This is a genomic window from Kitasatospora sp. NPDC096128, from assembly GCF_040303105.1.
In the GTDB taxonomy this organism is placed as follows: Bacteria; Actinomycetota; Actinomycetes; order Streptomycetales; family Streptomycetaceae; genus Kitasatospora.
In genome coordinates this window covers 31,211-45,340 of sequence record NZ_JBEOSP010000014.1, presented here as the reverse complement: position 1 = coordinate 45,340, position 14,130 = coordinate 31,211, and the positions used below count along the sequence as shown (strand labels likewise).

The following is a 14,130-nucleotide window of genomic DNA, read 5'->3' as shown; positions in this document are numbered from 1 at the left end:
CCTTTCCGGCGCCGTACCGGAGTGGGGTGGGGGGCATGTCAAGGCGAAGATCGGTAAGCCCTATGATCGTTCTGCAACACGACGCGAAGGGGATGCAGTGGCTCGGGTTGCAATCATCGGTGGCGGGATCAGCGGGCTGGGAACGGCCCTCATGCTCGGCCGGAGGGGACATCCGGTCACCCTGTTCGAACAGGACACCCGGCAGTCCGGAACCGACCCCGACCAGGACTTCTTCCACTGGAAGCGCCCCCGGGTCCCCCAGGCCGACCAGCCCCACTCCTTCCTCGCCCCCGTGCGCACGGTGCTGCGCGCCGAGGCCCCCGACGTCTACACCGACCTGCTGGCCCGCGGCGCCCGGGAGTACCACGACTTCGACTGGTTCGACCGGCACCCGCCGCACCGCGACGGCGACGAGGAACTGATCACCCTGCGCACCCGCCGCATCGTGCTGGAAGCCGCCCTGACCGAGGCCGTACGGCGGGAACCCGGCGTCGAGGTACGGCTGGGCCGGCGGGTCGGCGCCCTCACCCTCGAGGAGGGCCGACCGCCCCGGGTCACCGGACTGCGGGTCGACAACGAGACCCACCCGGCCGACCTCGTCGTCGACGCCGCCGGCCGCCGCTCACCGGTACCCGCCTGGCTGGCCGCCGCCGGCTGCCGCCCGCCCGTCGTCGAGAGCCACCGCACCGGCATCACCTACCTGTGCCGCTGGTACCGCCTGCGCGCCGACGGCCCGCGCGACCCCGGGCGGGTGAAGACCGGCTCGGCCGCCGCGTTCGCCCTCGCCGGCGTCTTCCCCTCCGACAACGACACCTTCGCGCTGAGCATGGTGCTCTCCACCGGCGACCCGACCCGCAGCGCACTCCTCGACCCCGACGTGTTCGAGGCCGTCCTGCGCCGTTTCCCCGCCTGCGCCGCCTGGCTCGACCTCGACCCCGAACCCCGCTCGCCCGTCCTGGCGATGGCCGGCCTGGACAACCGCTGGACCTCCCTCGCCGACGACGCCGGCCCCGTCGTCACCGGCCTGGTCAACGCCGGCGACAGCCTCGTCCACACCAACCCCACCCTCGGCCACGGCGTCGCCCTCGGCCTGCGCGCCGCCCAGCACCTCGCCGGCCACGCCGACCAGGTCGCCGCCGACCCCACCGGCTACCACGACTGGGCGGCCCGGACCCTGCGCCCCTGGTTCGACGCCCAGGTGACCGCCGACCGCGCCAACGAGCAGCGACTCCTGGACAGTTCGGCCCTCCCCGACCGTCGAGCCGCCGCCCTCGCCGCCTGCGCCTTCGACGACCCGGTCGTCATGCGCGCCCGCGCCCACGTGCGCCACCTCGTCCGCACCCCCGACGACGCCTACGGGAGTGAGGAGGTCGACCGCCACCTCACCGCCTGGCTGGCCGCCCACCCCGACTTCACCCCCGACCACGACGGCCCCACCCGCGCCCAATGGACCGCCCTCATCCCGGCCTGACCCCCGGCCCGCCGCCCAGGTGTCGCCCGACCCTGGTCAGCGGGGAGCGGGGCGGACCCAAGGCCGCTGGTGCGAGCGGGAGTCGGCGACCCGACGCACCCGGCCCGGCACCCGGCGGGCCGGGAGGGGGCCCGGCGCCCCCTACGTCCGAGTGCCCTCACGGGGCGGGAGCGGCGGCCGGGGGCGGAGTGGAGGTCGGGGTGGAGTGGAGGTCGGGGCTCGGGCCCCTGGGGTCCGTCGTCGAACCCCCGGCCACGGGAGTGCCCCTACGCCCGAGTGCCGTCGCGGGGCGGGGTGGCGGGGCGGGAGTGGCGGCCGGTGCCGGGAGTGGGGTGGAGGTCGGGGGCCGGGGCGTAGCGGGCGGCCGGGGGCCGGAGCAGCCAGGTGGTGCGGGGGGTGGGGGTGATCAGGCCGAGGCGGTGGAGGAGGTCGAGGGCGTCGCGGCGCAGGGCGGTGCGGTCGGCGAGGTAGCGGGCGGGGAGGTCGTGGTCGTCGGCGATGTCGCCGAGCAGGCCGTCTATCAGCGCGTCGGCGATCGGGACGTCGCCGTCCGCGGCCTCGCCGGGCAGCGGCCGGACCTCCTCGACCAGGCGTTCGACCAGCAGCAGGGTGGCCTGGGCGAGGGTGCCGGTGCCGGGGAGGGCGAGGTCGGTGAGTTCGGCGGCCGGGTCGAGCAGGGCGACGCCCTCGGCCCGCAGTTCGGCCTCCAGTCCGAGGAACTCCGCGAGGGCGGCCGGGCCGCTGAGCCGGTGCTCGTGCAGCCAGGCGCGCCGGTCCTCGGGGAGGTCGGCGGCGAGGACCACGGGCGTCTCGGCGAGCAGGCGCCGCACGGCGGTGGCGGGTTCGGCCTCGGCGGCGCGGCGGATGAGGTCGGCGGCGTCGTCGGCGAGCGCGGGCGGGCCGGCCGGGACGGCGCGGGCGAGTTCGCGGTCGACGGTCAGCACGAAGGCGGTGTCGGCGGGGTCGGCCGGCAGGTCGCCGAGGACCTGCCACTCGGCCAGCGCGGCGAGCGCCATCCCGGGGGCCGCGCGGTCCGGGGGCGTCGCGGCCCCAGCCGCGAGCTCGGCTGCGCACCCGGGTGCGAGCTCGGGTGCGGCGGCCCGCATCGCGTCGAGCAGCTGCCCGTACGGGAGTTGCTCGGGCGCGTCGACGAGCAGAGCCAGGGCGAGGGTGAGCTGGGCGTAGTCGGCCGGGGTGAACGGGGCGCCGGTGACCGGGTGTTCGAGGCGACGGGCGGCGCCGGGGCCGAGACCGGCCTTGCACAGCCGGGCGTGCCAGGGGCCAACGACCAGACGGTAGCCGAGCAGGGTGTCGAAGCGTTCGGTGAGCCAGTCGCGGTGACGGCGGATCAGCGGGAAGCCGTCGGCGTGCGGGCCGGAGGCGGTGACCAGCGGGTGGGCGAGCAGCAGCCGGGCGGCGATGCGGCGTTCGGCGTCCGGGAGTTCCACGACCACGGGGTCGGGTAGGTCGCAGGGCAGCTCCGGGAGGGCCCGGGAGCGTTCCGGCCTGCGGTGCCGGCCGGGCCTGCCGGGCTTGGCGCCCGACCGGACGACGGGCAGCGCGGCGGCGTCGCGCCGGGCGCGCCGCAGGCCGCCGTCGGCGCGCGCCTCGCGGGCGCGCGGGGCGGAGGCGGCGTGGGCGGTCGGGCCGTGCCACCAGCTGACGGCGGGGTCGCCGGGCTCGGCGGCGGCGCCGAGGTGGCGGGCGGGGTAGAGGCCGAAGGAGGCGGCGCAGAGGTCGTCGGCGTCGGCGGGGGTGGCGGCGGCGAACCAGTGGGCGAGCCGCAGCAGGCCCGGGTCGGGCGAGAGCCCTTGGGCCACTTCCTGCGGGCCGTCAGCACGGCTCCCGCCCACGGCATCGGCCGGGTCGGCGGGCCCGGTGGCGCCGGCAGCGGGCCCGGCGGCGCTCTCGGTGTCGGCGGCGGCGTCGGGTTCGGCAGCGGCGCCGGCTGTGACGGCGGCTTCGGGTCCGCGTACGGCGAGGACGGCGGCGGCGGTTCCCCGCCCTGCCCCGCCCGTGCGTCCGTCCGGCCTGCCGGCGGCCACCCGGGTGGCGCCGACCGCGTACTCCTGCTGCTCCATGTCGGGGTCCAGCGTAGACGGTGACCGCTCACCCGGTGGCAGCAACCGCCCTCCTGAGGAAGTCTCCGCAGGAGCCCTGGAAGCGGCCGCCGACGCTCCGCTCTCCCGGCCGCGCCGTCAGCCGCCGCGCCCGGACCGGGTTACGCACCGGTAACCTGTCCTTCCCGGCTTCGCCCGGTCCCTAAGGTCTGTGAATCCCGCCCACCCCGGAGGCACGCGCCGAATGAGCGAGCGCAGCGAACGAATCATGAAGAGGTGCGCAGGGGCGAACGCCCCTGCCGAGCGCAGCGAGGCGGGCGCATGAGCATCAGCACGACCATCACCCGCGCCACCGGCCTCGGCGGGCGCCTGCGTTCGGCCACCGGCCTGCTCGGCGGCTTCGCGGCCACCTCGGCGGTGCACCTGGGCTCGATCCTGTCCGGGTCCTCGGTGCTGCGGAACGCCACCAAGCCGGCCCTGATGCCGCTGCTGGCGGCACACAGCACGGCGGCGGCGGCCCGGGCCGAGCGCGAGGCCCCGAAGCTGCTGGCCCCGGCGCTGCTGGCGAGCGCAGGCGGGGACGTGCTGCTGCAGTTGAAGGACGACACCGCGTTCCTGGCCGGGATGGGCTCGTTCGCGGCCGCGCACGTCTGCTACGTCACGATGTTCGTCCAGCGCGGGGCGTTCACCGACCGACGGCGCGCGCTGGTGGTCGCGGCCGCGTACGCGGCGGCGTGGGCGGGCATGATCGGTCAGCTCTGGCCGGACCTCGGGGACCTCAAGGCCCCGGTGGCCGGCTACAGCCTGCTGCTCGCCTCGACGGCGGTCACCGCGGCCGGGCTGGGTTGGCGGACCGGGCTGGGCGGGGCGCTGTTCCTGCTCTCCGACACGCTGATCGCCACCCAGCTGGCGAAGTGGCGCGAGCTGCCGGGGCATCAGTTCTGGATCATGGCGACGTACGTGCTGGCCCAGTACCTGCTGGCCAGCGGCCTCCTCCAGCACGAGGAGCGGCAGGAGCGCGCGGCCCTCTGACGCACCGCCGGGCGGCCGCACCGGCCGTCCACCGACACACCGTCGCACCGCCGCACCGCCGACCCCGCTCAGGGTCCGGCGGCGCGGCGCGCGCGTGCGGGGCGGGCGGGGCCTTCAGGCACTGCGCCTCCGGAGCAGCCAGAAGCCGCCGACGCCGCCCGCGACCAGGGCCAGCCCTCCGGCCAGCTCCGCCGGGTTCGCCGCGACCGAGCCGCCGAGGCCGGTCTTCACCGCTCCGTGCGGGGCCACCTGCTGACTGCCGGCGCCGGACTGGCCGAGCGAGCCGGCCCACTCCCCCGCGGCCTTGCCCCAGTCGCCGAGGCCCTTGTCCGGACCGCTCGCGGTCACCGTGGAGACCGTGACGGTGGTGGAGAAGGCGCCGCCGTCCGGACAGGTGCCGTCGACCCTGCTGTCCCCGTTGTGCTGGGAGGCCAGCCGGGCGGAGCCACTGTGCTTGCCGTCGGCGCCCAGGGTGAGGGTCGCGGGGCCGCCCTCGAAGGCGGCGGAGTGGGCGGTGATGGTCTTGGCGTCGGGCTTGTCCGACTTCTCGCAGGAGACCGTGACCGTCACGGTCTGGCCCGGTGCGGCCTGGGACGGGCTGACCGAGGCCGCGCCGTCCCTGGCCGCTGCGAGGGGGGCCGTCAGACCGGTCAGCACCGTCGCGCCGATCAGGGCGGCGGCCGCCGTACGCGTGGAGCGCATGCCGGAACCTCCGGGATTCTCGGGCGCGGCCGGGGACTCCCATGTCCACGTGGTGTGTCAACCGCACCCGGTCATTCACCGACGGTAGGGAGGCCCGGCGGGCCCGGCCACCGCTCAGGACCGTTCGGGCGACGGGCCGTCACCCGGTGTAACCGTCACTCGGTGTCACCACCGTCGGTGTCGCCGCCGGTGTCGCCGCCGCGCGGGGCCACCGCCCGGAGCCGGTCAGAGGTCCAGGTCGACCACGACCGGGGCGTGGTCCGAGGTCCCCTTGCCCTTGCGGGCCTCGCGGTCCACGTAGCTGTCGGTGACGGCGTCGGCGAAGGGCTTGTTGGCGTAGGTGAGGTCGATCCGCATGCCTCGGTTCTTCGGGAACGCCAGCTGGCGGTAGTCCCAGTAGGTGTACGGGTGGTCGTACTTCAGCGGGCGCGGCACCACGTCGTGCAGGCCGATCTCGCCGAGGGCCTCCAGCGCGGCGCGCTCGACCGGGGTGACGTGGGTGAGGCCCTCGAAGGCGGCGACGTCGTAGACGTCCGCGTCGGTGGGGGCGATGTTGAAGTCCCCGAGGACGGCGAACGGGCGGGGGCCGGCCGCGTCCTCGGCGGAGGCCTTGCGCAGGGCCTCCAGCCACTCCAGCTTGTAGTGGTAGTGCGGGTGGTCGACCTCGCGGCCGTTGGGCACGTAGACCGACCAGACCCGGACCGGGCCGCAGGTGGCGGCGATGGCGCGCGGCTCGACGTCGGGCAGCAGGGCGCCGTCGGCCAGGTACCCGGGCTGGCCGGGCAGGCCGCGTACGACGTCGTCCAGGCCGAGCCGGGAGACGATGGCGACGCCGTTCCACCGGCCGGTGCCGTGCGCGGCCGTCTCGTAGCCGAGCTCGCGGACCTCCTCGTACGGGAAGGCGTCGGCCGCGCACTTGAGCTCCTGGAGGCAGAGCACGTCGGGCTTGGCGCTCTCCAGCCACTCCAGGAGCTTGGGCAGCCGGGCGGTGACGGAGTTGATGTTCCAGGTGGCGATGCGGACGGTCACGGCGGGCGGCCTTCCCGGTGGTTCGGTCGGTGCGGACGGGGGTGGGCCCCCGGGGGAGGCCCACCCCGAACATACCGCCCGGCACCGACAACCCGGCCCGACCGGCGCCCCGGCCCGACCGGCGCCCCGGCCCGACCGACGACCCGGCCGGGCGGGTCGGTGCCCCGGCCCGCGGGGCGCAAGGCCCCGGCGCTCCGGCCCGCTGGGTGTCAGCCCGCGGGGCGCACCACCGCGGCCGAGCCGCCGCCGCGCCGTACCGGTTCGGCGGCGGCCACCCAGCGGCCGTCCGGCAGCCGTTCCACGCCGGTGGCGGCGCCGATCTCGCCGCCGTCGGCGAACCGGTGCCCGAGGGCCTCCAGCGCGCTCCGCTCCGGCAGTGCCAGGAAGCCCGGCTCGGCCTGGGTGACGGCGCTGTTGCGCTGGCTGGCGCGCGGCGCGGCGATGGCCTGCTCCAGGCTCAGCCCCCGGTCGAGGCGGCCGAGCAGCACCTGGAGGGTGGTGGTGATGATGGTCGCGCCGCCGGGGCTGCCGGTGGCCAGCAGCGGCTCGCCGTCGCGCAGCACGATGGTCGGGGACATCGAGGAGCGCGGCCGCTTGCCCGGACCGGGCAGGTTGGGGTCGGGGACGCCGGCGGCGAGCGGGGTGAAGTCGAAGTCGGTCAGCTCGTTGTTGAGCAGGAAGCCCCGGCCGGGGACGGTGATGCCGCTGCCGCCGGTCTGCTCGATGGTGAGGGTGTAGGAGACGATGTTGCCCCAGCGGTCCGCCACCGTCAGGTGGGTGGTGTTGGGGCCCTCGTACGGCTCGGGGAGGGCCTGGCCGGTGTCGGCGCAGTCGGCCGGGTGGCGCGGGTCGCCGGGGGCGAGCGGGCTGGTGAGCGCGTGGTCGGGGCTGATCAGGCAGGCCCGGGAGGCGGCGTAGCGCTCGGACAGCAGCTGCTTGGTCGGGACGTCGCCGAAGGCCGGGTCGCCGACCCAGCGGTTGCGGTCGGCGAAGGCGATACGGGAGGCCTCCAGGAAGTGGTGGTAGTACTGCGTGCCGCTGTAGCCGGAGAGGTCGCCGTCCTCCAGGATGTGCAGCGCCTCGCCGACGGTGGTGCCGCCGGAGCTGGACGGGGCCATCGAGTAGACGTCGTAGTCGCGGTAGGCGACGTGGGTGGGCGCCTGGCGGCGGACCTGGTAGGCGGCCAGGTCGGCGGTGTCGACCTTCCCGGGACGGGCGTTGCGGCCGGAGGCCGGGTCAACCGGCGGGTGCTGCACGGTGTTGGCGATGTCCTGCGCCAACTCGCCCTGGTAGAAGGCCTTCACGCCGTCCTTGGCGAGCAGCTTGTAGGTCGCGGCGAGGTCGGGGTTGCGCAGGACGGAGCCCACCTCGGGGAGCTTGCCGTTCGGCAGGAAGATCTTGGCGGTGGCCGGGAAGTCCTTGAACCGGCTGTAGTTGTCGGAGGTCTGGCCGCGGAAGGTGCCGTCGACGACGAAGCCGTCCTCGGCGATCCGCTCGGCGGGTTCGAGGTTCTGCGCGAGCGAGCGGGTGCCCCACTGGCGCAGCGCGGAGTCCCAGGTGGCGGGGGTGCCGGGGACGCCGACGGACAGTCCGCTGGTGACGGCGTCGGCGAAGGCGAGCGGCTTGCCGCCCTCCAGGAACAGTCCGCTGTCGGCGGTGCGGCCGGCCGTCTCGCGGCCGTCGATGGTGTGCACCCGGCCGGTGGCGTGGTCGTAGTAGACGAAGTAACCGCCGCCGCCGATTCCGGAGGAGTAGGGCTCGGTCACGCCGAGCGCCGCGGCGGCGGCCACGGCCGCGTCCACGGCGTTCCCGCCCTTGCGCAGCACCTCGATCCCGGCGGCGGTGGCATCGGCGTCCACGGAGGCCACCGCCCCGCCCCAGCCCACCGCCTCCGGCGCCTTGGGCGGCGGTGCCGCGGCCCCGGCGGGCCCGGTGGTGGCCCAGACCAGTGCGGTGGCGAGCAGCAGTGGTGGCGCTAAGCGGGTCAGAGCCCTCATCCGAGTCCTCCTGAGTCGACGTCACCTCAGTTGTTCCACAGGAGGCATGACTCCGACAACCACACCGCACAGCTACCAACGGGTAGTTGACGTGACGGAGGGGACGGAGGGGTGAGTGCGGCGAATGACGGCCGACGGGTGACAGCTGACAGATTTCAACTTTCAGCTTTCAGATTTCAGCGAACAGATAACGTCATCTGTTATCTGTTCGCTGAAACCCGTTCGCCGAAGGCCGTCACCCGCCCCGCCCCTACAGCGCGCGCTCCACCCGCCGCCGCTTGATGGTGCGGAACCGCCGCGCGACCTGCCGCGCCAGGTCCGCGGCGCCGACCAGCCCCGCCTCGTTGCCGAGGGCCGCGTGGACGATGCTGGCCTCGGGCCGGAAGCCGCGGCCGGTCAGGGTGCGGCGGAAGGTGTCCCGGGCCGGGCCGAGCAGCAGGTCGCCGGCCTCGGAGACGCCACCGCCGATGACGAAGCGCCCCGGGTCGAGGCCGGCGGCCAGGTTGGCGATGCCGACCCCGAGCCAGGTGCCGACCTCGTAGAGCAGCTCGGTGGCGGTCGGGTCGCCCTCCCGGGCGGCCTCGGTGACCAGCGGCCCGGTGATGCCCTCGACCGTGCCGCCCGCCCGGGCGAGCAGCGGCTGAACCACCGGCGACTCCTCGGCGACCAGCTCCCGCGCGTCCCGCACCAGGGCGTTGCCGGAGGAGTACTGCTCCCAGCAGCCGCGGTTGCCGCACGGGCAGCGGTGACCGCCGGGCACCACCTGCATGTGCCCGAACTCGCCCGCCAGGCCGTACTTGCCGCGGTCGACGTAGCCGTCCCGGACGACCGCGCCGCCGATGCCGGTGCCCAGGGTGAGCATCACCATGTGGTCCTCGCCGCGCCCGGCGCCGAAGCGCCACTCGGCCCAGGCCGCCGCGTTGGCGTCGTTCTCCACGATCACCGGGAACCGCAGCCGCTCGCTGAGCGCCTGCTGGAGCGGCTCGTTGCGCCAGTTGAGGTGCGGGGCGAAGAGCACCCGGGAGCGGTCGGCGTCGACCCAGCCGGCCGCGCCGATGCCGACCGCGTGGACGTCGTGCCGGTCGGCGAGCTGGAGCACCAGCTCGACGATCACGTCCTCGACGACCTTGGCGCTCCTGCTCTTGTGCGGGGTGTCGGTGCGGAGCTTCTCCAGCACCTTCCCCTCGCCGTCGACGACCCCGGCGACCACCTTGGTGCCGCCGATGTCGACGCCGATGGTGGGCAGCCGCAGTATGCCCGCGGGCAGGGCGCGGCGGCGGCGCTCGGCGCGCGGGCCGAGGCCGAGCAGGGTCGGCAGGACGGCCGGCCGAGTGCTGCCTTGGGGGCTGTTCACGGCTTCGGACGCTCCTCACGGGAGTCGGGTTCGGTGGTGCCGGGTCCGGTGGTGCCGGGCTCGGTGGTGCCGGGGACGGACGGACGGGCCAGCTCGTGCGAGAGCTCGGCGAGGTCGGAGCCGCCGGCCATCTCGGTGGTGAGCTGTTCGAGGCTGATCTCGGCGCGCGGGTGGCTGCCGGCCATCCGCCCCCGCTTCAGCAGGGTGAAGTGGTCGCCGACCAGGTAGGCGTGGTGCGGGTTGTGGGTGATCAGGACGACCCCGAGCCCGGCGTCGCGGGCCGCGGTGACGTACTTGAGCACCACCCCGGACTGCTTGACGCCGAGCGCCGCGGTCGGCTCGTCCAGGATGAGCACCTTGGCCCCGAAGTGCACGGCACGGGCGATGGCCACGCACTGGCGCTGCCCACCGGAGAGGGTGCCGATCGGCCGGTCGACGTCGTGCAGGTCGATGCCCATCCGCGCGAGCGCCTCGCGGGTGGTGGCGCGCATGCCCTCGGCGTCCAGCCGCAGGCCGCCCCAGCGGCGGGTGCCCCGCTCGGAGCCGAGGAAGAAGTTGCGCCACACCGGCATCAGCGGGACGACGGCGAGGTCCTGGTAGACGGTGGCGATGCCGCGGTCGAGGGCCTGGCGCGGGGAGTCGAGCCGGACCTCCTCGCCGCCGACGGTGTAGACGCCCTCGTCGTGCCGGTGCAGCCCAGAGATGATCTTGATCAGGGTGGACTTGCCGGCCCCGTTGTCGCCCAGGACGCAGCTGATCTCGCCGGCCCGCAGGGTCAGCGAGACGTCCTGCAGCGCGCGGACCGTCCCGTAGGTCTTGCCGACGCCCTCCAGCGCCAGCAGCTCCGTACCGGAGCGGAGTTCGTCGTTCATCGCGGACCCCGTTCCGCCCGGCGCTTGACGTAGGCGTTGAGCAGCGCGGCCAGCAGCAGCATCGCGCCGAGGAAGAACTTGAACCAGTCCGGGTTCCACTGGGCGTAGATGATCCCCTTGCTGGCCATGCCGAAGATCAGCGCGCCGAGCGCGGAGCCGGCCACCGAGCCGTAGCCGCCGGTGATCAGGCAGCCGCCGATCACGGCCGCGACGATGTAGATCAGCTCGTTGCCGACGCCCTCGCCGGACTGCACGGTGTCGAAGGAGAACAGCAGGTGCTGGCCGAGCACCCAGGCGCCGAAGCCGACGCCCAGGTAGAGCACCGTCTTGGTCCGGGCGACCGGCACGCCGACCGCGCGGGCGGCGGCCGCGTCGCCGCCGACGGCGAAGACCCAGTTGCCGAAGCGGGTGCGCAGCAGCACCCAGCTGCCGATCGCCAGCAGGCCGAGCCACCACCAGACGGTGGCCTTGACCGTCAGCCCGCCGATGTTCACCTCGGAGGCGAACAGCCAGCGGCAGGTCTGGTAGCCCTGCATGTCCGAGATCGACTTGGTGGAGACCGTCCCGGAGACCGCCTTGGTGACGCCCAGGTTGGCGCCGGTCAGCATCAGGAAGGTGCCCAGGGTGACGATGAAGCTGGGCAGCCTGGTGCGGCCGAGCATCCAGCCGTTGAACCCGCCGATCGCCAGCGTGGTGGCCAGCGAGACCAGGACGCCGACCCAGGTGACGGCGGTGAACTGGTACGAGACCATCGAGGAGGTCAGCGCGGCGGTGGTGACCAGCACGCCGGCCGACAGGTCGAACTCGCCGCCGATCATCAGCAGCGAGACCGGCACGGCCATGATCCCGATGGTGGACGCCGCGTAGAGCACGGTGCCCAGCGAGGAGACCCGCAGGAAGGGTTCGGCCGCGGCGGCGAAGACCGCGAACACCGCGACGGCGGCGATCAGCGAGCCGAGCTCCGGGCGGGCGAGCAGGCGCCGCAGGGCGGCCGGACGGTCCTGGACGAGCAGGTCCGGGGTGGTCGAGCCGCTCACCTGGTCCCCCTCGCCACGTACTCGGCGAGCGCGTCGGCGTTGTCCTTGGTCAGGATCTGCGGGCCGGTCGCGACGGGCTTTCCGCCGCCGAGCATGTCCAGGTTGGACTTGTACAGCCAGAGCAGGTCCACGCCCTCGTAGCCCTGGAGGTAGGGCTGCTGGTCGACGGCGAAGCCGACGCTGCCGGACTTGAGCCCGGCGACCACCTGCGGTCCCAGGTCGAAGGTGTCCAGCTCCACGCCGCGGTGGGCGTCCTGGACGGCCTGCAGTCCGGTGGCGGCCATCGGGCCGGAGAGGGTGAGCACGGTGTCGATGGAGGGGTCGGCCTGGAGCTTGGCGGAGATCGACGCCCGGGCGTCGGGCATGTCGACGCCGTTGACGTACAGCACCTGGAAGCCGCCGCCGGCCTTGGCCTGGGCGCCCGAGCAGCGCTGCTCCTGGCCGACGTTGCCCTGCTCGTGGATCACGCACAGCACGTTCTTGCGGCCGCGCGAGGCCAGCTCGGCGCCGGCCGCCTGACCGGCCGAGGACTCGTCCTGGCCGATGTGGGTCAGCGCGCCGAACTTCGCCGAGAACTCCTGACCGGAGTTGATCGTGATCACGGGGATGCCGGCCGCCTTGGCCTTGCCGAGGACGTCGGCCATCGCGTCGCCCTTGGCGAGGGTGACCAGCAGGCCGTCGACCTTCTGGTCGATGGCGGCCTGGACGAGCTGGACCTGGTTCTGGGTCTGCGCGTCGTTGGAGTACAGGAAGGTGATGTTGTCCTTGGCGGCGGCCTGCTCCGCGCCCTTGCGCACGCTGTCCCAGAAGGCGTCGCCGGCACCGGCGTGGGTCACCATGGCGACCTTCCAGCGCGGGGTGGTCACGGCGCTGCCGCCGGCGGCCGCGGCCTTGGCGCGGGCCTCCTCGGCGCGTCTGCCTCCGGTACTGCTGCAACCGGCCGCGGTGACCGCGAGGGCCAGGACGGCGCACACGGGCCAGAAGCGGCGGGACGGGCGAAAGCGGGTAGTGCTCATCCCCATAGTCTCTCTGGCCCGGCCGCGCGGGATCGCACCGCCTCGCCCGGCAGTGCGATCGGCGCGGCAGGTAAGGTGCCCCGGGGGACCTTCCTGGAAGTTCGCTGAACATCTGGTCCGGACCACGACCGTCCGGGTGACAGACTAGGCGCCGACCCGAAGCGGGAACAGCTCGGAAACGTGATGTTCCTCTCAGGTTCCGCACAGATTCGGACGGCAACCGATCATCCGTCGACTGCCGTCTGATGCCATTGACGTGCGTTCGGGCGAGTGGGGCCCGGGCGGCGAGCGACCCGGATACGAGAACTTGATGGAACTGACAGGTACGCCATTCTTCATCCTCACCGTCATCCTGGTGCCGGTGTCCATCACGGTGGCGCTGCTCTTCTGGGGGAAGGTGCGCGGCCCCCAGCCGGTGCGCACCCTGTCCCGGATCGTCATGATCATGTTCTGCCAGGTCACCGCCGTCCTGATGGTCTTCGTGATGGTCAACAACGCGAACCTGATCTACGGCAACTGGGACGACCTGCTCGGCACCGGTGACCACGTCCGGGCCGTGCCCTCGGTCCCGCCGGCGGACCCGGCCGGCAACGGCCAGCCCGGCGACGCCGCCAAGCAGCCGCCCAAGGTGCTGCAGAAGTTCGGCGGCGTGAACGACCCGGCGGTGCCCGGCGACGTCCAGAAGACCGACCTCAAGGGCCAGGTGTCCGGGGTCGACGGCGAGGTGCTGGTCTGGCTGCCGCCGCAGTACAACGACCCGGCGTTCAAGGACAAGAAGTTCCCGGTGGTCGAGCTGATCCCGGGCTACCCGGGCTCCTCCTCCACCTGGTACGGCACCCTGAAGGTCTCCGAGCAGCTCAAGCCGCTGATGCAGCAGGGCAAGGTCGCGCCCTTCATCCTGGTCTCGCCGCGCACCCTGCTGCTCGGCAGCCACCAGGACGCCGGCTGCACCGACATCCCCGGCAAGATCAACGCGGACGCCTGGATCACCCGCGACGTCCCCCAGATGGTGATGGACAACTTCCGCGCCGACCCGTCCGCGGACCGCTGGGCGATCGCGGGCTACTCGGCCGGCGCCCACTGCGCGGCCAAGCTGTCGCTCGCCCACCCCAACCGCTACCGCGCCGGCATCGCGATGTCCGGCTACAACGACCCGGCCACCGAGGGCGACTCGCTGGTCGGCAAGGACCCGAAGCTGCGCGAGGCGAACAACCCGGTCAACATCCTCAAGTCCGCCCAGCAGCCGCCCAAGGTCGCCCTGCTGGTCAGCGGCGCCAAGGGCGACGGCTACGAGGACGGCCAGGCGATCGCCGCCGCGGCCAAGGAGCCGACCAAGGTCCAGGTCGAGGAGAGCACCGGCCCGCACACCACCGACATGTGGAAGCGGATGGTCCCGAGCGCCTTCGAGTGGCTGACCACGATCATCCCCGTGCAGTGACCGACCGCCACCGCCGGGGGCCCGCCGCGAACGTTCGCCCCCGCTGCTCGGCAACTCCCGCCGACGCTGGGTGCGCAGAATCCCGTACGCCGTCGCGGTCATCCTCCAGGCCTCGCTGATCC

Annotated in this window: 11 protein-coding genes; 3 read left to right on the top strand and 8 right to left on the bottom strand. The window is 74.0% G+C overall.

Going from position 1 to position 14,130, the window contains the following annotated elements:
- The first annotated feature begins 97 nt into the window (after positions 1-97).
- Positions 98-1,471 (top strand): FAD-dependent oxidoreductase, encoded by a 1,374-nt coding sequence (locus ABTY61_RS17480; RefSeq protein ID WP_350505873.1) that lies wholly within the window; start codon positions 98-100, stop codon positions 1,469-1,471.
- 266 nt (positions 1,472-1,737) lie between these two features.
- Here the strand turns inward: ABTY61_RS17480 and ABTY61_RS17475 are convergent, their stop codons facing one another.
- The gene (locus ABTY61_RS17475) at positions 1,738-3,552 is read right to left on the bottom strand and encodes a DUF2398 family protein (protein WP_350505872.1); all 1,815 of its coding nucleotides are present in this window, start codon (positions 3,550-3,552) and stop codon (positions 1,738-1,740) included.
- Positions 3,553-3,852: 300 nt separating this feature from the next.
- Between ABTY61_RS17475 and ABTY61_RS17470 the strand changes: the two genes are divergently transcribed.
- Entirely contained in the window at positions 3,853-4,563 is a 711-nt protein-coding gene (locus ABTY61_RS17470) for a lysoplasmalogenase (RefSeq protein WP_350505871.1), read from the top strand.
- A gap of 114 nt (positions 4,564-4,677) precedes the next feature.
- Here the strand turns inward: ABTY61_RS17470 and ABTY61_RS17465 are convergent, their stop codons facing one another.
- From ABTY61_RS17465 to ABTY61_RS17435, 7 genes are all read right to left on the bottom strand, one after another.
- A complete protein-coding gene (locus ABTY61_RS17465) occupies positions 4,678-5,265 on the bottom strand; it encodes a hypothetical protein (protein ID WP_350505870.1) in 588 nt (195 codons plus the stop codon).
- A 225-nt stretch (positions 5,266-5,490) separates the two neighbouring features.
- A complete protein-coding gene (locus ABTY61_RS17460; RefSeq protein WP_350505869.1) occupies positions 5,491-6,294 on the bottom strand; it encodes an exodeoxyribonuclease III in 804 nt (267 codons plus the stop codon).
- A 209-nt stretch (positions 6,295-6,503) separates the two neighbouring features.
- Positions 6,504-8,291, bottom strand: coding sequence for a gamma-glutamyltransferase (gene ggt / locus ABTY61_RS17455; protein ID WP_350505868.1), 1,788 nt, complete (start codon positions 8,289-8,291; stop codon positions 6,504-6,506).
- 250 nt (positions 8,292-8,541) lie between these two features.
- A complete protein-coding gene (locus ABTY61_RS17450; RefSeq protein ID WP_502895342.1) occupies positions 8,542-9,645 on the bottom strand; it encodes an ROK family glucokinase in 1,104 nt (367 codons plus the stop codon).
- Positions 9,642-10,517 (bottom strand): ATP-binding cassette domain-containing protein, encoded by an 876-nt coding sequence (locus ABTY61_RS17445; protein ID WP_350505867.1) that lies wholly within the window; start codon positions 10,515-10,517, stop codon positions 9,642-9,644. The genes ABTY61_RS17450 and ABTY61_RS17445 overlap by 4 nt, the downstream gene beginning before the upstream one ends.
- Positions 10,514-11,554 (bottom strand): ABC transporter permease, encoded by a 1,041-nt coding sequence (locus ABTY61_RS17440; protein WP_350505866.1) that lies wholly within the window; start codon positions 11,552-11,554, stop codon positions 10,514-10,516. The genes ABTY61_RS17445 and ABTY61_RS17440 overlap by 4 nt, the downstream gene beginning before the upstream one ends.
- The gene (locus tag ABTY61_RS17435) at positions 11,551-12,570 is read right to left on the bottom strand and encodes a sugar ABC transporter substrate-binding protein (protein ID WP_350505865.1); all 1,020 of its coding nucleotides are present in this window, start codon (positions 12,568-12,570) and stop codon (positions 11,551-11,553) included. Before ABTY61_RS17435 ends, ABTY61_RS17440 begins: the two co-directional genes overlap by 4 nt.
- Positions 12,571-12,880: 310 nt before the next feature.
- Here ABTY61_RS17435 and ABTY61_RS17430 point away from each other — a divergent pair, with 310 nt between their 5' ends.
- On the top strand, positions 12,881-14,008 hold the full coding sequence (locus tag ABTY61_RS17430) for an alpha/beta hydrolase (protein ID WP_350505864.1): 1,128 nt from the start codon (positions 12,881-12,883) through the stop codon (positions 14,006-14,008).
- The last annotated feature ends 122 nt before the right edge of the window (positions 14,009-14,130 follow it).

Bases quoted from the DNA above. Each gene is read 5' to 3' on its own strand.
- ggt (WP_350505868.1), bottom strand. From the start codon at position 8,291: ATGAGGGCTCTGACCCGCTTAGCGCCACCACTGCTGCTCGCCACCGCA.
- ABTY61_RS17475 (WP_350505872.1), bottom strand. From the start codon at position 3,552: ATGGAGCAGCAGGAGTACGCGGTCGGCGCCACCCGGGTGGCCGCCGGC.
- ABTY61_RS17435 (WP_350505865.1), bottom strand. From the start codon at position 12,570: ATGAGCACTACCCGCTTTCGCCCGTCCCGCCGCTTCTGGCCCGTGTGC.
- ABTY61_RS17445 (WP_350505867.1), bottom strand. From the start codon at position 10,517: ATGAACGACGAACTCCGCTCCGGTACGGAGCTGCTGGCGCTGGAGGGC.
- ABTY61_RS17470 (WP_350505871.1), top strand. From the start codon at position 3,853: ATGAGCATCAGCACGACCATCACCCGCGCCACCGGCCTCGGCGGGCGC.
- ABTY61_RS17465 (WP_350505870.1), bottom strand. From the start codon at position 5,265: ATGCGCTCCACGCGTACGGCGGCCGCCGCCCTGATCGGCGCGACGGTG.
- ABTY61_RS17430 (WP_350505864.1), top strand. From the start codon at position 12,881: ATGGAACTGACAGGTACGCCATTCTTCATCCTCACCGTCATCCTGGTG.